This window comes from Rhizobium sp. 01L419 (genome assembly GCF_056400025.1).
On the sequence record NZ_JBFTSM010000002.1, the window covers coordinates 328,691 to 347,371 of the forward strand.

The 18,681-nt window shown below is 61.4% G+C and carries 16 protein-coding genes; 5 read left to right on the forward strand and 11 right to left on the reverse strand.

What is annotated here, in order from left to right; genetic code table 11:
• Window positions 1-106: 106 nt before the first annotated feature.
• From AC1DUP_RS05360 to AC1DUP_RS05410, 11 genes are all read right to left on the reverse strand, one after another.
• Window positions 107-1,144, reverse strand: a complete 1,038-nt coding sequence (locus tag AC1DUP_RS05360; RefSeq protein ID WP_113308901.1) for an endonuclease/exonuclease/phosphatase family protein — start codon at window positions 1,142-1,144, stop codon at window positions 107-109.
• 11 nt (window positions 1,145-1,155) lie between these two features.
• Window positions 1,156-2,265, reverse strand: a complete 1,110-nt coding sequence (gene ugpC, locus AC1DUP_RS05365; RefSeq protein ID WP_113308902.1) for a sn-glycerol-3-phosphate ABC transporter ATP-binding protein UgpC — start codon at window positions 2,263-2,265, stop codon at window positions 1,156-1,158.
• Between the two features lie 13 nt (window positions 2,266-2,278).
• Complete coding sequence (locus AC1DUP_RS05370; protein WP_113298737.1) at window positions 2,279-3,193, reverse strand: ABC transporter permease subunit; 915 nt, start codon at window positions 3,191-3,193, stop codon at window positions 2,279-2,281.
• Between the two features lie 10 nt (window positions 3,194-3,203).
• Window positions 3,204-4,088, reverse strand: a complete 885-nt coding sequence (locus AC1DUP_RS05375) for a carbohydrate ABC transporter permease (protein ID WP_113308903.1) — start codon at window positions 4,086-4,088, stop codon at window positions 3,204-3,206.
• Between the two features lie 126 nt (window positions 4,089-4,214).
• Window positions 4,215-5,573: an extracellular solute-binding protein gene (locus AC1DUP_RS05380; protein ID WP_113308904.1), complete on the reverse strand. Its 1,359-nt coding sequence runs from the start codon at window positions 5,571-5,573 to the stop codon at window positions 4,215-4,217.
• A gap of 543 nt (window positions 5,574-6,116) precedes the next feature.
• Window positions 6,117-6,953, reverse strand: coding sequence for an HpcH/HpaI aldolase/citrate lyase family protein (locus AC1DUP_RS05385; protein ID WP_113308905.1), 837 nt, complete (start codon window positions 6,951-6,953; stop codon window positions 6,117-6,119).
• Entirely contained in the window at window positions 6,950-7,402 is a 453-nt protein-coding gene (locus AC1DUP_RS05390; RefSeq protein ID WP_113308906.1) for a MaoC family dehydratase, read from the reverse strand. The genes AC1DUP_RS05385 and AC1DUP_RS05390 overlap by 4 nt, the downstream gene beginning before the upstream one ends.
• On the reverse strand, window positions 7,402-9,267 hold the full coding sequence (locus AC1DUP_RS05395; protein ID WP_113308907.1) for an ATP-binding protein: 1,866 nt from the start codon (window positions 9,265-9,267) through the stop codon (window positions 7,402-7,404). Before AC1DUP_RS05395 ends, AC1DUP_RS05390 begins: the two co-directional genes overlap by 1 nt.
• Window positions 9,268-9,276: 9 nt before the next feature.
• The gene (locus AC1DUP_RS05400) at window positions 9,277-10,887 is read right to left on the reverse strand and encodes a carboxyl transferase domain-containing protein (RefSeq protein ID WP_113308908.1); all 1,611 of its coding nucleotides are present in this window, start codon (window positions 10,885-10,887) and stop codon (window positions 9,277-9,279) included.
• Window positions 10,884-12,029: an isovaleryl-CoA dehydrogenase gene (locus AC1DUP_RS05405; protein WP_113308909.1), complete on the reverse strand. Its 1,146-nt coding sequence runs from the start codon at window positions 12,027-12,029 to the stop codon at window positions 10,884-10,886. Before AC1DUP_RS05405 ends, AC1DUP_RS05400 begins: the two co-directional genes overlap by 4 nt.
• A 65-nt stretch (window positions 12,030-12,094) precedes the next feature.
• The gene (locus tag AC1DUP_RS05410; protein ID WP_113308910.1) at window positions 12,095-13,108 is read right to left on the reverse strand and encodes an AraC family transcriptional regulator; all 1,014 of its coding nucleotides are present in this window, start codon (window positions 13,106-13,108) and stop codon (window positions 12,095-12,097) included.
• 145 nt (window positions 13,109-13,253) lie between these two features.
• On the opposite strand from AC1DUP_RS05410, the gene AC1DUP_RS05415 reads away from it, so the two are divergent.
• Genes AC1DUP_RS05415 through AC1DUP_RS05435 form a run of 5 tightly spaced genes read left to right on the forward strand, consistent with a single transcriptional unit; the run spans window position 13,254 to window position 18,678 of the window.
• On the forward strand, window positions 13,254-14,021 hold the full coding sequence (locus tag AC1DUP_RS05415; protein WP_113308911.1) for a 3-hydroxyacyl-CoA dehydrogenase: 768 nt from the start codon (window positions 13,254-13,256) through the stop codon (window positions 14,019-14,021).
• A gap of 23 nt (window positions 14,022-14,044) precedes the next feature.
• Window positions 14,045-15,232, forward strand: coding sequence for an acetyl-CoA C-acyltransferase (locus AC1DUP_RS05420; protein WP_113308912.1), 1,188 nt, complete (start codon window positions 14,045-14,047; stop codon window positions 15,230-15,232).
• Window positions 15,233-15,244: 12 nt separating this feature from the next.
• Window positions 15,245-16,372, forward strand: coding sequence for an acyl-CoA dehydrogenase family protein (locus AC1DUP_RS05425; RefSeq protein WP_113308913.1), 1,128 nt, complete (start codon window positions 15,245-15,247; stop codon window positions 16,370-16,372).
• Between the two features lie 58 nt (window positions 16,373-16,430).
• Window positions 16,431-17,663, forward strand: a complete 1,233-nt coding sequence (locus AC1DUP_RS05430; RefSeq protein WP_113308914.1) for a 3-methyl-2-oxobutanoate dehydrogenase (2-methylpropanoyl-transferring) subunit alpha — start codon at window positions 16,431-16,433, stop codon at window positions 17,661-17,663.
• A gap of 1 nt (window position 17,664) precedes the next feature.
• Complete coding sequence (locus AC1DUP_RS05435) at window positions 17,665-18,678, forward strand: alpha-ketoacid dehydrogenase subunit beta (protein WP_113308915.1); 1,014 nt, start codon at window positions 17,665-17,667, stop codon at window positions 18,676-18,678.
• Window positions 18,679-18,681: the final 3 nt, after the last annotated feature.

Below are 18,681 nucleotides of genomic sequence, written 5' to 3' on the forward strand. Positions count from 1 at the left end.
AAAGCATTCCCGCTAGTGCGTAAGTGCAACACTTCATGAAAGGTTTCTAATGAAACGATTGCTCGCGAGCGCCTTTGCCTCTTCCGACAAGGAAAGCAAAGGCTGATCAGGGCGCGAAGAAACGTGCCTTGACCAGTTCATGATCGGAGATTGCCACGCCATCGGCATCAACAGCCGGAACGGTTACGGCGTCGCTTGCAACAAGACCGCGGGTCAACAGCCAGTCGAGCCGGACGAGGGGTGGCTGCGGCGTTCCATCCGGGCGCGTGCGGCGCGTATGCGCAAAATCGTTGGCCGTTTCCCAGTGATAGCCGGCCTCAGCCAGCAGACCGAAAAGCGGCTCATATGCTTCCGGCTCGCGCAATCCATCGGGAAGCAAATTGGTATTGAAGTCGCCGCCGATGACGACCGGCAGATCGTCGGCGAGCTGTTCGACGGCCGCAATCAGCCGCCGCGTCTGCTCGGCGCGATCCTCGATATCGGTCTTGCTTTCCAGATGAACGCTGACGGCAAGGATCGGCCCGAATGCAGTCTCGACCTTGGCGGCAATCGCCATACGTCCGCCGATCCGGCCCTGACCATCCTTCGCATCCGTCCACCACGTGCCGCCATCATCGAGGCGGATGAGTGCGGCGTCTTTGAGGGGCAGGCGGGAAAGCAATGCATTGCCGTGGAAACCGACCGAATTCGTCTCGCCCTTGTGCCATTCGCGTTCGCGTGAATTCCCGAGGCCAAGTTCGATGAACTCCACGCCAAAGACATAGGACATACCGAGATCGCCGGCGAGATCAGCAACGGTATGGCGGTTGCCTGCGCGCGCCGTACCGAGATCGGCTTCGGTGAGCAGCAAGATATCCGCGCCGCTCTGGCGCACGAGTTCGACGGAGGGAGCGTGATACTTGAGCCGCTCGGCATTCCACGCGGCGATGACAAGGCCGTTGCTGGCACCCGTGCCGCTGTCGATGTTCAAAACTTCGATCGTCGAGAGCGCGGGCAGGGTCGCCGCCAGCCGGTCATGCTCGGCCTGCGTCAGCTTCGCGCCCCGTGCCTCGTCGAAGAAGGCGGCGGAGGGCGCCGAGAGCGTTTCCACGGCAACCGCAACGAGGTTGCGGTTGCCAGCGGCGATATCGGAAAAGCTGGTCATCAGCGTCAGGCTCAGGCGTTGACGGTGATGGCGGCGCTGCGTGCCGGAGCGACGAGGACTGCGCCGGTGTCGGCCGAATAGAGATGGATCGAATCCTGATCGATGGCGACGCCGATACGGTCGCCGGTCTTCAGCGAGACCGAACCGGTCATGGCGACGGCGAAAGGCAGGCCATCGAAATCGGCATGCACTATACGGCTCGCGCCGAGTTCTTCGATGAAGTCGGCAGTGGCCAAGAGCGCACCAGGCGCTTCCGGAGAGACGAGGCGGGCGGCTTCGGCACGCACGCCGAGAACGACACGCTGGCCGGCAAGCTGCTTGCCACGTTCGGCCGGCAGAGTGACTGTACGGCCTTCGTCATAAATGAAGACGCCGTTTTCGTTGACACGGCCTTCCAGGAGGTTCATCGCCGGCGTACCGACGAAGCCGGCAACGAACCGGCTTGCGGGATAGTGATAGACCTCTTCCGGCGTGCCGACCTGTTCGACATACCCGGAATTCATGACGATGATGCGATCGGCGAGCGTCATTGCCTCATTCTGGTCATGCGTAACAAAGATCGAGGTAGCACCGAGGCGGCGATGCAGGCGGCGGATTTCCGCACGCATGGCGATGCGCAGCTTGGCGTCGAGGTTGGAGAGCGGCTCATCGAAGAGGAAGACCTTCGGCTCGCGGATCATGGCGCGGCCCATGGCGACGCGCTGGCGCTGACCGCCCGAGAGGGCTGCCGGGCGGCGTTCGAGGAAGGGCTCGAGGCTGAGCGCCTTGGCGACTTCGGCGATGCGGCGGTCGCGCTCGACCTTCGGCACGCCGGCGACCTTCAGCGCGTAGCCGATGTTTTCGGCAACGCTCATGTGCGGATAGAGCGCATAGTTCTGGAAGACCATCGCGCAGCCGCGTTCACGCGGCTCGAGCTGGTTGACGACGCGGCCGTCGATGGCGATTTCGCCGCCGGTGATTTCTTCCAGGCCGGCGACCATGCGGAGCAGCGTGGACTTGCCGCAGCCGGATGGACCGAGGATGACGATGAACTCGCCCGACTGGATTTCGAGATCGACGCCATGAACGACGGCGTTCTTGCCATAGCTCTTTTTCACGCCACGGATGGAGATCGGTGCCAAGGGTCTGTTCCTTTCACTTCTCGGTGGAAATAAGGCCGCGCACGAACCAACGCTGCATCAGGATGACGAGGATCAGCGGCGGCGACATGATGATCAATGTTCCGGCCATTGCGACGTTCCAGTCGGGCAGGCCGAATTCGGAGGGGATGAGTGTCTTGAGCTGGGTCACGGCAATGCCGAACTTCGGGTCGGTGGTGATCAGCAGCGGCCACAGATACTGGTTCCAGGCCCAGACGAACATGATGGTGAAAAGCGCGATCATGTTCGGACGCGACAGCGGCAGCAGAACGTCCCAGAAGAAACGGACCGGGCCTGAGCCGTCCATCTTCGATGCCTCGGCGAGTTCGTCCGGCACCGTCAGATAGAACTGGCGGTAGAGGAACGTGCCCGTCGCGGTCGCGACCATCGGCAATATCAGGCCTGGATAGGAGTTCAGAAGACCCCATTCCATCTTGATCTGGATGCCGGTGATCTGCGCGACCAGCCACGTGATGCCGGTCACATCGAGGATCGCCTGAAAGGGCTGAAGCGCATTGGCGGCGATCGAATAGGTCGGCACGATACGCACTTCCAGCGGCAGCATCAGAGTGATGAAGATGATCCAGAAGATCAGATAGCGGCCGCGGAAACGGAAATAGACGATCGAGAAGGCAGCCATGGACGAAAGCAAAACCTTGCCGGCGCCGACCGTCGCGGCGAAGATGACGCTATGGAACAGCTTGTTGCCGAGATCGGCACGAACCCAGGCAGTGTGCACGTTTTCCCAGAAGTGCGAGCTCGGAACCAGCGGCAGCGGCACCCGGTTGACCGTCTCCAGATCAAGTGTCGACGCGATGATGACGATGGCGAATGGCAGGAGTGCAATCACCAGGCCGAGCGCGAGCAGCGTGTAGCAGATGAAGTTGAATATCGGCGTGCGTTCGATCATGTTCGCGACCTCACTTGTAGTGCACGCGCCGCTCGATGAAGCGGAACTGGAAGATGGTGAGCAGGATGACGAGCCCCATCAGGATCATGGATTGAGCTGCGGCGCCGGAATAATCGAGGCCTTTGAAGCCGTCGAAATAGATCTTGTAGACCATGAGTTCGGTGGCGCGCGCTGGACCGCCCTGGGTCATGACGTCGACGATACCGAAGGAATCCTGGAAGCTTTCCGTGATGTTGATGACCAGCAGGAAGAAGAGCGTCGGCGTGAGCAGCGGCAGCTGGATGTCCCACATACGGCGCAGCGGCCCGGAGCCGTCCATGGCCGCCGCCTCGATCAGCGAGCGGGGGATACCCTGCAGGGCCGACAAGAAGAAGATGAAGTTGTAGCCGATATATTTCCAGGAAAAGGCGACGACGACCGCGATCATCGCATCCTTGCCGTCGAATGCCGGGTTCCAGAGGCCAGGCCAGACATGGTTGATGACCGACAGAAGACCGGCTTCAGGCGCCAGGATGAAGCGGAAGGCGAGGCCGAGCGCAGGAGCGGCAATCGCATAGGGCCAGATGAAGACCGAGCGATAGATTTTATGGCCACGCAGCTCACGATCCGTCAGGAGCGCCAGGATGAGCGCCAGCCCCATGGCAATGGCAGTCGAACTGAAGCCGAAAATCATGCTGCGGGTAATTGAGTCCCAATAGACCGGGTCGCTCAGCAGCTGCCTGAAATTGTCGAAACCGACCCAGGCGTTACCGCCGCCCCATGGCTGCTCGAGCGTGAACGCCCAATACAGCGCCTGCGCGCTCGGCCAGTAGAAGAAGACGAAGATCAGCAGCAGCATCGGAAATGCGAAAAGAAGGCCGATCGTCGTCGAGGAGAAAGTGACGCGCTTTTCCATGAGTGGTCGTTTTCGTCCGGGTTTGGTTCTGGCGCGGGCGGCGATCTCGCTTCCGCAGCCGGTAGGGAATGTACAAAGACGCACCCGGAGCGCCAGAGCGGACCGGGTGCGGCTCATATCAACCGATTAGGGGAGCTGAACGCCCTTGTAGGTCTGCTGGAAGCGACGCAGGAGCTGGTTGCCGCGATCGGCAGCAGAGTCGAGCGAAGCCTGGACATCGGCATTGTTGACGAAGATCGCCTGCAGGCCGTTAGCGATTTCGGTACGGACCTGGAGCAGGCCACCGAGACGGATGCCCTTTGCAGACGTGTCGCCAGCCGGAGAAGCGGTCAGGCTCTGAATGGCAAGTTCGCGACCGGCATAGGGAGCCTTGTCGTAGAAGCCCTGCTTCTTCAGGTATTCGAAGCCGGAGTTACGAACCGGGATATAGCCGGTAACGGTCGACCAGGTGAGAGCTTCTTCCGGCTTTGCAATGAAGTTGAAGAAGGAAGCGGCAGCCTTGTATTCGGCGTCCGAATGACCCTTCAGAACCCAGAGCGAAGCGCCGCCAACGTAAGAGCTGTGACGCGTTGCGTCGCCATAGGTCGGGAGCATCGAAACGCCCCAGTTCATGCCCTGCTTGGCGGTACGGCCGATGTTGCCATGGTCGCCAACCGAGGTCAGGATGACCTGGCACTCGCCAGCAGCGAAGGCCTCGACGAAGGTCTGGCCGACAGCCTTGTTCTTGATGACAGCGAGCTTGTTGTCGTACCAGGACTTCAGGTCCTTGACGTAGTTGACGAGCATCGGGTTCTTGTTGAACACCAGCTCGGCGTCGAGGCCTTCAAAGCCGTTCTTCTTCGTTGCGATGGCTTCGCCGTTTACAGCTTCAAACTGCTCGATGAACTGCCAGACTTCGTTGTTGGAGATGTCGAAGGCGAGCGGGCAAGCGTAGCCTGCGTCCTTCAGAGCCTTGAAGTCTTCGCCTGCTTCCTTCCAGGTCGCCGGAGCATGGTCCTTGCCGATCTTGGCGAAGGCGTCCTTGTTCCAGTAGAGCAGAGCCGTGGAGGAGTTGAAGGGGAAGGAGTACATCTCGCCCTTCGACGTTGCGTAGTAGCCGGCGATGCCGGAGAAGTAGTCTTTCCAGTCGACATTGTAGCCCATGTCGCTCATGAGCTTGTTGGCCGGATAGTAAGCGCCCGAAAGCATGATGTCGAGCGTACCAGCGTCGGAGACCTGTGCGATGGTCGGCTGCTTGCCGGCGCGGAAAGCGGCGATCGTGTTCTGCAGCGAGGCGTCATAAGAACCCTGGCTGGTGCAGACGACTTCGAAGTCGTTCTGCGACTTGTTGAAACGGTCGCACTGTTCCTGAACGCGCGTAGCAATATCGCCCGAGTTGCCGAACCAGAAATCGATCTTGGTCTTTTCGGCGGCGGCGACAGGACCAGCAGCAAGGAAGGCTGAAGCGAGTAGGGCGCCTACGGCGCCGAGAAGCTTGGCTTGCATGAGAACCCTCGAAAAATAGGACGCGCCCCCTCTTGAGCGCACGCCCTATTAACTGGTTCAATTTCCGGTAACCAATGAAGTTTCTATGACATGAAGAGAGTAGAAAGTTTCTGTCATAAAATATTCATGTCCAAATTTTGCGAAATTCTGGTGGAATATCGATGCATTAATTTCTTACGATCAGCCGATCCGATCGCCTATATTCCATTTATATACAAAATATAGCCGGCATGGCGAAAGCCGTGGTGCCTATTCAATCCGATTAATAGACATTATTATTAGGTTTATTTTAAAATCTCTCGAAGGCTCGGCCGGGAACAACCTGCTACCAGATGAATTCGACCTCGGAAATAGCTTTGCACAGCTGTGCGTTGAGCTATCGAAATGCGACATATGATATTCGTTTTACGACATAAAAGCTTCTTTGCTTATTTGTTGGGCGTTTTCAGGTGTCATGAACCTGCATACAAGGCCTTGCAGCAGTTGCTTCTTCGCTACGCACAAAAGAGCGAAAGACCGTGGCGGCTCGTGTCGCCTTTCATTTTATATTTTTCCAGCCTGCAGAATACGTTTCGCGAGGTTCAGATGCGGCAGGTCGAGCATGCGCCCGCCGATCTGGATAACGCCGATATCGGGACAGGCGGCAAAGGCGGCCACTACTTTTTCCGCCCAGCCGATCTCGGCCGCGTCAGGTGTGAAAGCGTGGTTGATCGGCTCGACCTGGCTCGGATGGATCGCCATCATGGCCGAGAAACCGTCGCGCCGCGCGCGGGCCGCATAGGCCGTAAGGCTGTCGACATCGCGGAAATCGGGATAGATGGTCTCGATGGCAGGAACGGCGGCGGCATGAGCGCCAAACAGAACGAGAGAACGGGCGAGCTCGTAGGGCGCAGTATAGCGTCCATCTGCCTCGCGGGCGGTCGCCGCGCCGATCGCGGCAGGCAGATCTTCCGCTCCCCATGTCAGTCCGCAAAGATGAGACGCGACATCCCGGTAGCTGCCGATCTCGAAGATAGCCGCCGGCGTTTCGGTTGCAATCGGCAGGATAGGAACGGAGGAAGACAGGCGGCTTTTAAGCTGGCGCACGGATCCCGAGCCTTCCGCCTTCGGCAGCATGATCGCGAAGGGATCAAGATCGCTGAGTGCAGCAAGATCGTCCTCGAAGGCGGGCGAGGCGAGGGGATTGATGCGAATGACAAGCGCCGCATCGGCCGCGCGGCGCATGACGAAGTCGCGTACGGCGTCCCGCGCCTTAGGCTTGTTCTGCGTGGAAACGGAATCTTCCAGGTCGAGGATGACGGCATCGGCGCCCGAGGCGAGCGCCTTGTCGAAGCGCTCCGGTCGATCGCCGGGCACGAAGAGCAGCGAACGCAGCCTCATGACGGTTTCACCTGCAGCATCGCCGTGCGCAGGCACTGGCAGACGGTCTCGTTTCGCTGATTCAGCGTGACATGCCGGAACGTGATGATCCCGGCATCGGGCCGGGAGTTGGAGCGCCTGAGCTCCGTCACCTCGGTTTCCACCCGAAGCGTATCGCCGATGAAGACCGGCATCGGCATCGTCACCTTGTCGTAGCCGAGGTTGGCGATCAGCGTGCCGAGCGTCGTGTCGCCAACCGAAAGACCGACGGTGAGCGCGAAGGTGAAAGTGCCATTGACGACGATGCGGCCGAATTCGGTGCGCGCCGCATAATCGGCATCGAGATGCAGCGGTTGCGGATTATGGGAGAGCGTCGTGAAGAGCAGGTTGTCGGTTTCCGTGACCGTGCGGCGGATCTCGTGGGCAATCCGATCGCCGACTGTCCATTCGTCGAAATAGCGGCCGGACATCACTCTTGCTCCTTCACGACGCTGACGACAAGCTGGTTTTCCGAAACCCTGGCACCTGCCGAGACCGGCAACTTCTGGATGATGCCGTCAAAGGGCGCGCGCAGCGTATGTTCCATCTTCATCGCTTCCACTGTCAGCAGCCTGTCGCCTTTGGCGACATGGTCGCCTTCCGCAACATCGACAGAGATGATGAGGCCAGGCATCGGCGAAAGGATCGCGCCATCACTGGCACCCTGGTGCGCGTCGACTTCGCTTGCGACGGGCAGGCAAATTGGCCAGGCATTACCGGCATCGAAAAGGACAATGGTTTCGCCGGACTTGACAGCATTGGTTTCGAGGCCGAGCCGGACACGGCCCCAATAGAGATGGTCGCCTACGCGAACGCGCGTACGGCAATCGCTTGTGCCCGAGATGCGCAGGCCGGCAAGAGCTGACCAGGGATCGGTCGCATCTGTTGCTGTCAGTCTTGTAACGGCCTTGTCGATTGTCGTCTCGTCAGGCTCCTTTGCCAGCAGGGTTTCGCCGTGACGATCGAGGAAACCCGTATCGACCTTCGCCGCGCGGAAATCCGGGTCGGAGGCGATGCGGGCGAGAAGGCCGGCATTGGATTTCACCGGCCAGACTTCGATGCTCTCGCAAGCCTTGGCGAGGATTGAGAGGGCTACTTCACGGTTCAAGCCATGGGCGATGATCTTGGCGATCATCGGATCGTAGAAGGCGGTGATCTCATTGCCTTCCTCGACACCGCTATCGACCCGAACATTTTGGGGCAGGCGCAAATGATCGAGACGGCCGATAGAGGGCAAGTAGCCGGCAGCCGGGTTTTCGGCATAGAGGCGGGCCTCGAATGCCCAGCCCTTCATGGTGATCTCGTCCTGCTCTTTCGGCAGAGGCTCACCGGTGGCGACCTTAAGCTGCCAGAGCACGAGGTCTTCGCCGGTGATGGCCTCGGTGACAGGATGTTCGACCTGCAACCGGGTGTTCATCTCCATGAACCAGATGCGGTCGGGACGCAGGGCCTCGGAGGCGTCTGCGATGAATTCGATGGTGCCGGCCCCGACATAATTCACGGCCTTGGCGGCCTTGACCGCGGCCTCGCAGATCGCAGCACGGGTGATGGCGTCGAGGCCGGGTGCAGGCGCCTCCTCGATCACCTTCTGGTGCCGACGCTGCAGCGAGCAGTCGCGCTCGAAGAGATGGACGCAATTGCCGAAGCGATCGGCAAAGACCTGCACCTCGATATGGCGCGGATTGGCGATATAACGCTCGATCAGCACACGCTCGTCGCCAAAGGAAGAGGCCGCCTCGCGGCGGCATGAGGCGAGCAGTTCGGCGAATTCCTCCGACCGGTCCACCCGGCGCATGCCCTTGCCGCCGCCGCCGGCAACGGCTTTTATGAGCACGGGAAAGCCTGTCGCTTCCGCCTCAGCGGCGAGCCTCTCGTCGCTCTGGTCCGCGCCCATATAGCCGGGTGTGACCGGCACGCCGGTCGCCTGCATCAGCTGCTTGGCCGCATCCTTGAGCCCCATGGCACGGATCGCGGCGGGCGGCGCGCCAACCCAGATCATGCCTAAGCTCTCCACCGCTTCGGCAAAATCGGCATTCTCCGACAGGAATCCATAGCCGGGATGGATGGCGGCAGCGCCGGTCCTACGGGCAGCGTCCAGAATACGCTCCTGCGAGAGATAGCTTTCACGCGCCGGCGGCGAGCCGATTGCGACCGCCTCATCCGCTTCCGCCACGAAGGGCAGGCCGGCATCGGCTTCGGAATAGACGGCGATGGTGCGGATGCCGAGGGTTTTCGCCGTGCGGACGATGCGGCGGGCGATCTCGCCCCTGTTGGCAATGAGAAGGCTTTCCATCATCGCGTCACCTCACATCCTGAACAGGCCGAAGCGCGGTCCCTTCGGGATCGGCGCATTCAGGCAGGCGGAAAAGGCAAGGCCCAGCACATCCCGCGTTTGACGCGGATCGATGATCCCGTCGTCCCAGAGGCGGGCGGTGGCATAATAGGGGTTGCCTTCCGCCTCGTAGCCGGCGCGGATCGGCGACTTGAAGGCTTCCTCCTCATCTGCGGGCCAGGTCTCCCCACGCGCCTCCATGGCGTCTCGGCGGATCGTGGCGAGTACGGAGGCCGCCTGATCGCCGCCCATGACGCTGATACGGCTGTTCGGCCAGGTGAAGAGGAAGCGCGGCCGATAAGCGCGGCCGCACATGCCGTAATTGCCGGCGCCGAAGCTGCCGCCGATGATGACGGTCACTTTCGGCACGCTGGCAGTTGCGACTGCGGTGACGAGCTTCGCCCCATCCTTGGCGATGCCGCCGGCCTCATAACGGCCGCCGACCATGAAGCCCGATATGTTCTGCAGGAAGAGCAGCGGCACGCGACGCTGGCAGGCAAGCTCAATGAAATGCGCGCCCTTCAATGCACTTTCGGAAAATAGCACGCCATTGTTGGCGATGACGGCAACCGGCATGCCCCAGATGCGCGCAAAGCCGCAGACCAGCGTCGTGCCATAGAGCGGCTTGAACTCGTGCAACTCCGAACCGTCGACGAGGCGACCGATGACCTCGCGCACATCGTACGGCGAGCGGACATCTTCGGGGATAACGCCGTTGAGATCCTCGGGATCGAGTTTTGGCGGGCGCGGGGCCTGAACGTCGATATCGACCGTCTTTACGCTGTTGAGGCTGGCGACGATATCGCGGACGAGCAGCAGTGCATGCTCGTCATTTTCGGCGACATGATCGACGACGCCGGAGCGGCGGCCATGGGTTTCAGCACCGCCGAGTTCCTCGGCCGAAATGATCTCGCCGGTCGCAGCTTTCACCAGAGGCGGGCCGGCCAGGAAAATCGTGCCCTGATTGCGCACGATGATCGTTTCGTCGGACATGGCAGGGACGTAGGCGCCGCCCGCCGTACAGCTTCCCATCACGCAGGCGATTTGCGGAATGCCTTCGGCCGACATCTGCGCCTGATTAAAGAAGATCGCGCCGAAATGATCGCGATCGGGGAAGACCTCGGCCTGATGCGGAAGATTAGCGCCGCCGCTATCGACGAGATATATGCAGGGCAGCCTGTTCTGCATGGCGATCTCCTGTGCCCGCAGATGTTTCTTCACCGTTATGGGGAAATAGGCGCCGCCCTTCACCGTCGCATCATTGGCGACGATCATCACCTCGCGGCCGCAAACGCGGCCGACGCCAGTGATGATACCGGCGCCCGGCGCCTCTTCGCCATACATGCCGTTCGCGGCTAGCGTCCCGATCTCCAGGAAAGGGCTGCCGGCATCGAGCAGCAGCTGGATACGGTCGCGCGGCAGGAGCTTGCCCTTGCCTGTATGGCGCTCGCGGGCTGCCCTTGAACCGCCCTCGCGGGTTTTTGCGGAGCGGTCGTAGAGTTCGTCGACCAGAGTGCTGTTCTTGTTGGCATTCGCCTTGAAAGTTTCGCTGTCGCGATCGATTTCAGAGGAAATCACCGTCATGATGCGATGAGCTCCCGGCCGATCAGATAGCGGCGGATTTCATTCGTGCCGGCGCCGATATCATAGAGCTTGGCATCGCGCAGGAAGCGCTCGACGGGCCACTCCCTGGTATATCCGGCGCCGCCGAGCGCCTGGATCGCCTCCAGCGATACTTTCACAGCATTCTCGCTGGCAAAGAGGATGGCGGCTGCAGCATCCGAGCGGCTCGTGCGGCCGGCATCGCAGGCGCGGGCGACGGAATAGACATAGGCGCGTGAGGAATTCAGCGCGACATACATGTCGGCAATCTTGCCCTGCATGAGTTGGAAGTCACCGATCGGCTTGCCGAACTGTTTACGGTCCCGCACATAGGGCAGCACGACATCGAGGCAGGCCTGCATGATACCGAGCGGGCCTGCGGCAAGCACGGCGCGTTCATAATCGAGGCCGGACATCAGGATCTTGACGCCGTCGCCTTCCCGCCCCATCAGCGCTTCTATCGGCACCTCACAATCCTGGAAGACCAATTCTGCCGTATCGCTGCCGCGCATGCCGAGTTTGGAGAGTTTCTTCGAAACGCTGAAGCCGGGCATGCCCTTCTCAATGATGAAAGCCGAAATACCCTTCGGTCCGGCCGCCGGATCGGTCTTCGCGTAGACGACGAGCACATCGGCATGCGGTGCATTGGTGATCCAGAACTTTGTCCCGTTAAGGAGGTAGCGATCACCCTTGCGTTCCGCCTTGAGCCGCATGGACACGACATCCGAGCCGGAGCCGGCTTCCGACATGGCAAGCGAGCCGACATGCTCGCCGGAAATCAGTTTGGGCAGATGGCGCTGCTTCTGCTCCGGTGTGGCCCAGCGACGGATTTGATTGACGCAGAGATTGGAATGGGCGCCGTAACTCAAGCCTACGGAGGCCGAGGCACGCGAGACTTCCTCCATGGCGACGACATGTTCGAGATAGCCGAGACCGGCACCGCCGAATTCTTCTTCTACGGTGATGCCGTGCAGACCAAGCGCACCCATCTGCGGCCAGAGCTGACGTGGAAACGTATTGCTTTCGTCGATCTCCGCGGCCAGCGGAGCGATAGTATCGGCGGCAAATCGCGCCGTCGCCTCGCGGACGGCGTCCGCGGTTTCGCCGAGCGAAAAATCAAACATGGCACTCCTCCCGCTATCATATGTAGCGCGGGTTGGGGCCGCTTCAAAGCTCCCTCGAACGAAGTCTATTCCCACTGCACTGATTTGGGTTCTTCCCGGCGGAAAGCGTCGGGGCTCTTGCCCATCCATTTCCGGAAAGCGCGAAAGAAGGCGCTGGGTTCGGAATAGCCGAGTTGCACGGCGATTTCTCCGATGGTCTTCGATGTGTTTATCAACAGGTCGACCGCGAGGTCCCGGCGGATATCGTCCTTGATGCCGGCATAGCTCTGGCCCTCGTCATGAAGGCGATGGCGGAGCGTCGAGGATGGCATGCGCATCTCGGCAGCGAGCGTCCGGAAGCTCGACCAGGCCGCGGGAGAGGTCTGCGAGAGACGACGGCGCACGGCAGCAGCAATGCCGGCATCGTAGCGATAACGCACGAGAATATTGGCGGGCGCGCCCCGCAGGAACTGCTTCAACGCCTGTTCGCTGCGGGATATCGGCAAGTCGAGCATGGCGCTATCGAAGCCGAGCCGGCTGATCGGCTGCGAGAAGCGCACAGGCGCACCGAAGAACAGCCGGTAGTCAGCGCCCTGGATGGGTTCCGCGCAGCGGAAATCGACGAGGCGGATTGGGATGCGACGGCCGACGAGCCAGCAGATGATGCCATGCAGGATGATCCAGTAGGTGCGATAGGCGAAGGCCGAGCGCGGCTCACCGGCATCGCGAAGCTCGATCTGCGCCAGCCCGTCGCGAATGACCAGTTTGCCACGGGGGTCGTCCAGCACTACGTCGAGGAAACGCAAGGCCCGGCGAAGGGCGTGGCCGAGCGTGGGCGCGTGCAGTACGCAATGGCAGAGCAGGGTGAAGCTGCCGCTACGCATCGGCCGGGCGCCCATGCCGAAGAATTCGTCGTCGAGTTCGGCCGCGATCGCCAGCCACAACGCGCCATAGGCCTCAGTCGAAACCGGTTGATCGCTCCGCTGCGGCAGGCCGAGCTTCGTCAGAAGAGACGCTGTCGGTTTCCCAAGGCGGCGCAGGCTGTCGAGCGCTTCCTCGACGAAGCCCGGTGCAATCATGCGGCGTTCGGTTTCGGCCATCGTTGCTTCACCCCGAAAAATCAATATGGCAAAACTGGCCGAAATAATGGAGCAATCCTGTCATCGCTTGCAATAGGGCGAGGGAATAGAATCTTTGCTCAGGCGGACTCGGAGGAGATGTCTGCCGGGCAGGGAGGAGCGATCCGTGCAAATCCGCGGCGCAAGTTTCATCATTACCGGCGGCGGCTCCGGGCTTGGAGCGGCAACGGCACGTATGCTCGCCGAAGCCGGCGGGCGCGTGACGATTGCCGATCTTAATCTCGATGCAGGCGAGGCGATCGCTGGCGAACTGGGACAGGATGCACGCTTCATCAAAGCCGACGTGACTGATGAAGAGGACGGTGCGGCGGTGATTGCCACCGCCGTGAATGCTTTCGGCCCGCTTCGCGGGCTTATCAACTGCGCCGGCGTAGCCCCGGCCGAAAAGGTGATCGGGCGTGACGGCCCGCATCGGCTGGAGAGCTTTACGCGTACGATCAGCATCAACCTCATCGGTACCTTCAATATGATCCGGCTTGCGGCGGTTGCCATCCAGACTGCGCAACCGGATGCTGAAGGTGAGCGGGGCGTGATCGTCAATACAGCCTCGGCTGCCGCCTTCGACGGGCAGATCGGTCAGGCAGCCTACGCCGCCTCCAAGGGGGGTGTCGCGGTAATGACGCTGCCGATCGCCCGCGAGTTGGCACGACACGGCATCCGCACCGTGTCGATCGCACCCGGCATTTTCGAAACGCCGATGATGGCCGGCATGCCGGCGGAGGTGCAGGAAGCACTCGGCAAAAGCGTTCCTTTCCCGCCGCGTCTCGGGCGGCCGGCGGAGTTTGCCGCTTTGGTGCGTCACATCTTGGAAAACAGCATGCTGAACGGTGAGGTCATCCGCCTCGACGGCGCATTGCGTATGGGCGCGCGCTGAGCGCCTGGCCCGAAGGAGAAAACATGGCCCTACAGGATCCCATCGTCATCGTTGGCGCAGCCCGTACGCCGATCGGCAGTTTTCAGGGTGAACTCAAGGATGTCGCGGCCCCTGAACTCGGCGCCACTGCAATCCGCGCGGCCCTGCAGCGCAGTGGCGTCGAAGCGGATGCAATCGAGGAGGTCGTTTTCGGCTGTGTATTGCCGGCCGGACAGGGTCAGGCACCGGCCCGTCAGGCGGCGATCCATGCCGGGCTGCCCTTTGCGACAGGTGCGAGTACCATCAACAAGATGTGCGGCTCCGGCATGAAGGCGGTCATGATGGTCCATGACCTCATTGCGGTGGAAAGCGCTTCGGTGGCTGTTGCCGGTGGCATGGAAAGCATGACGAATGCGCCCTATCTCCTTGATCGTGCCCGTGCGGGCTACAGGCTTGGTCATGGGCGGGTCGTGGACCATATGTTCCTCGACGGGCTGGAGGATGCGTATGACAAGGGGCGCTTGATGGGCAGCTTCGCGGAGGATTGCGCCGAAGCCTATCAGTTTACACGCGAAGCGCAGGACGCCTATGCGGTCACGTCGCTGACGCGGGCGCAGAAGGCGATTGCCGAGGGTTGTTTTGACAGCGAAATTGTGCCGGTGACGGTGAAATCCGGCAAGGCCGAGCAGGTGGCAAGGCGTGACGAACAGCCGGGCAAGGCGAGGCCTGACAAGATCCCGACACTGAAGCCGGTCTTTCGTGACGGCGGCACCGTGACGGCCGCCAATTCCAGTTCGATTTCCGACGGTGCGGCCGCGCTCGTTCTGATGCGCCGCTCGGAGGCGGATCGCCGCGGCCTCACGCCACTTGCCACTATTTTAGGCCATGCCACGCATTCGCAGGCACCCAATCTCTTCGCCACCGCGCCGATCGGCGCTATGCAAAAGCTTTCCGATCGTACCGGCCTGCCGCTCTCCGATGTCGATCTCTTCGAGATCAACGAGGCCTTTGCCGTCGTTGCACTGGCAGCGATGCGCGACCTGAACCTGCCGCATGAGAAGGTGAATGTGCATGGCGGCGCCTGTGCGCTCGGCCATCCAATCGGAGCGTCCGGCGCCCGAATTCTGGTGACGCTGCTTTCGGCGCTGAAGCGTTATGACTTGAAGCGCGGCATGGCCGCACTTTGCATCGGCGGCGGCGAGGCAACCGCGGTCGCCATCGAGCGACACTAGGAGGGGAGCCCGATGATCCTTTCCGAACTTCAACAGCAGATCTGCGATCTGGCCCGCGATTTCGCCCAGGAACGGCTAGCGCCAGGAGCGGCAAAACGCGACCGGGAATCTCTCTTCCCCCGCGAAGAATTGAAGGAAATGGGCGAACTCGGGCTGCTTGGCATGCTGGTGCCGGAGGCCTATGGCGGCTCAGATACCGGCGTTATCGCTTACGCTGCAGTGCTGGAGGAAATCGCCGCCGGCGACGGGCCTTGCTCGACCATCATGAGCGTGCATAGTTCGGTCGGCTGCGTGCCGATCCTGAAATTCGGCAATGAGGGACAGCGGCAACGCTTCCTGCCGAAGCTTGCAAGCGGCGAATGGATCGGCGGCTTTGCGCTGACGGAACCGCAGGCGGGCTCCGATGCCTCGAACCTCAAGACGCGGGCGCGGCGCGACGGCGATCACTACGTGCTTGACGGCGCCAAGCAATTCATCACCTCGGGTAAAAACGGACAGATGATCATTGTCTTTGCCGTCACGGATCCCGATGCCGGAAAGAAGGGCATTACCGCTTTCATCGTGCCGACCGATACGCCGGGCTACGAGGTGATCCGCGTCGAGGAAAAGCTCGGGCTTCATTCCTCCGACACCTGCCAGATCGCTTTCAGTAACATGCGTATTCCGGCCGAGCTAAGGCTCGGCGAGGAGGGTGAGGGCTATCGCATCGCGCTTGCCAATCTAGAGGGCGGGCGAATCGGCATTGCAGCGCAGGCTGTTGGGATGGCGAAGGCGGCCTTCGAGGCGGCGCGCGATTACGCCCGCGAACGTAGCGCTTTCGGCAAGCCGATCGTGGAACATCAAGCGGTCGCCTTCCGGCTCGCTGACATGGCGACGCGGATCGAGGCGGCGCGGCAGCTCGTTTTTCATGCTGCCTCACTTAGAGAAGCGGGGTTGCCCTGCCTGTCGGAGGCGTCGATGGCCAAGCTCTTTGCCTCCGAAATGGCCGAGCGGGTTTGCTCCGACGCAATCCAGATCCATGGCGGCTACGGCTACATGGCTGACTATCCGGTGGAGCGTATCTACCGCGATGTGCGCATCTGCCAGATCTATGAGGGAACGAGCGACGTGCAGCGCATGGTGATTGCCCGTAATCTATAAGATTAAGGCCTTGGTTCTGGAGGAGAAGCAAGGCCGATAAAGGGAGGAAAGAGATAATATGGTGGAATCTGCTCGTTTGAGCCTGCATGTCCCCGAACCCGCCGTCCGCCCGGGCGGCCAGCCAGATTTTTCCAACGTCAAGATCGCCAAGGCCGGTGTCGTGCCGCGGCCGGAAATAGATGTCGCGTCGGAGGACATCCGCGATCTCGCCTACTCGATCATCCGCGTGCTGAACCGTGACGGCGAGGCGGTCGGTCCATGGGCAGGGTCTTCGACGGACGAGGAATTGCTGACCGGGCTTCGCAACATGATGAAGCTGCGCGCTTTCGATGCCCGCATGCTGATGGCGCAGCGGCAGGGCAAGACCTCCTTCTACATGCAGCATCTCGGCGAAGAGGCCGTCAGCTGCGCCTTCCGCAAGGCGCTGCAGAAGGGCGACATGAATTTTCCAACCTATCGTCAGGCTGGCCTGCTCATCGCTGACGACTATCCGATGGTCGAGATGATGAACCAGATCTACTCGAACGAGAGTGATCCGCTGCGCGGTCGGCAGCTGCCGATCATGTATTCCTCCAAGGAGCATGGCTTCTTCACCATCTCCGGAAATCTCGCCACGCAATATGTTCAGGCGGTGGGCTGGGCCATGGCCTCGGCGATCAAGAATGACAGCCGCATAGCAGCCGCCTGGATCGGCGACGGCTCGACGGCGGAATCGGACTTTCATTCGGCTTTGGTCTTTGCTTCCACCTACAAGGCGCCTGTTATTCTCAACATCGTCAACAATCAGTGGGCGATCTCCACCTTCCAGGGCATTGCCCGCGGCGGCTCCGGCACATTTGCCGCCCGCGGCCTCGGCTTCGGCATTCCGGCGCTGCGGGTCGATGGCAACGACTATCTCGCCGTCCATGCCGTCGCCCGCTGGGCGGCGGAGCGAGCCCGGCGCAATCTCGGCCCGACGCTGATCGAATATGTCACCTATCGCGTCGGAGCCCATTCGACGTCCGATGATCCGAGCGCCTATCGGCCGAAGACGGAATCGGAAGCATGGCCGCTCGGCGATCCCGTTCTGCGGCTGAAGAAACACCTGATCGTCAGGGGCGTCTGGTCGGAAGAGCGCCACACTCAGGCCGAAGCGGAAATCCTGGATGAGGTGATCGAGGCCCAACGTCAGGCCGAAGGGCACGGCACGCTCCACGACGGCGGCAAGCCCTCGGTGCGCGACATCTTCGAGGGCGTCTATGCTGAGATGCCGCCGCATATCCGCCGCCAGCGGCAGAAGGCGGGATACTGACATGGCCCGGATGACGATGATCGAGGCCGTGCGCAGCGGCATGGACGTCTCGATGGCGCGCGACGACAATGTCGTGGTTTTCGGCGAGGACGTCGGCTATTTCGGCGGTGTCTTCCGCTGCACGCAGGGCCTGCAGGCGAAATACGGCAAGACACGCTGCTTCGACGCGCCGATCAACGAATCCGGCATCGTCGGCACGGCGATCGGCATGGCGGCCTATGGGCTGAAGCCCTGTGTCGAAATCCAGTTCGCCGACTACATGTATCCTGCCTACGATCAGCTGACGCAGGAGGCGGCGCGCATCCGCTATCGCTCCAATGGCGACTTCACCTGCCCGATCGTCGTGCGCATGCCGACCGGTGGAGGCATCTTCGGTGGCCAGACGCACAGCCAGAGCCCGGAAGCACTCTTTACTCACGTCTGCGGCCTGAAAGTGGTCGTGCCGTCCAACCCCTATGACGCCAAGGGCCTATTGATTGCAGCCATCGAGGACGCCGATCCCGTGATGTTCCTGGAACCGAAGCGACTTTATAACGGTCCCTTCGACGGTCATCATGAGAGGCCGGTCACGCCCTGGTCGAAACATGATCTCGGCGAGGTGCCGGAAGGGCACTATACGATCCCGATCGGCAAAGCCGAAGTGCGGCGCGCAGGATCGGCGGTAACGGTCGTTGCCTACGGCACCATGGTGCATGTGGCGCTGGCTGCCGCCGAGGATGCAGGCATCGATGCCGAGGTGATCGATCTCAGGAGCCTCTTGCCGCTCGATCTCGACACGATCGTCAAATCCGTCACCAAAACCGGCCGCTGCGTCGTCGTTCATGAAGCGACCCTGACCTCCGGCTTCGGCGCCGAGGTTGTGGCGCTGGTGCAGGAACATTGCTTCTACCATCTGGAAGCGCCGGTCGTACGCGTCGCCGGCTGGGACACGCCCTATCCGCATGCGCAGGAGTGGGATTATTTCCCCGGACCCGGCCGCGTCGGACGCGCGCTTGCCGAAGTCATGGAGGCCTGAGCC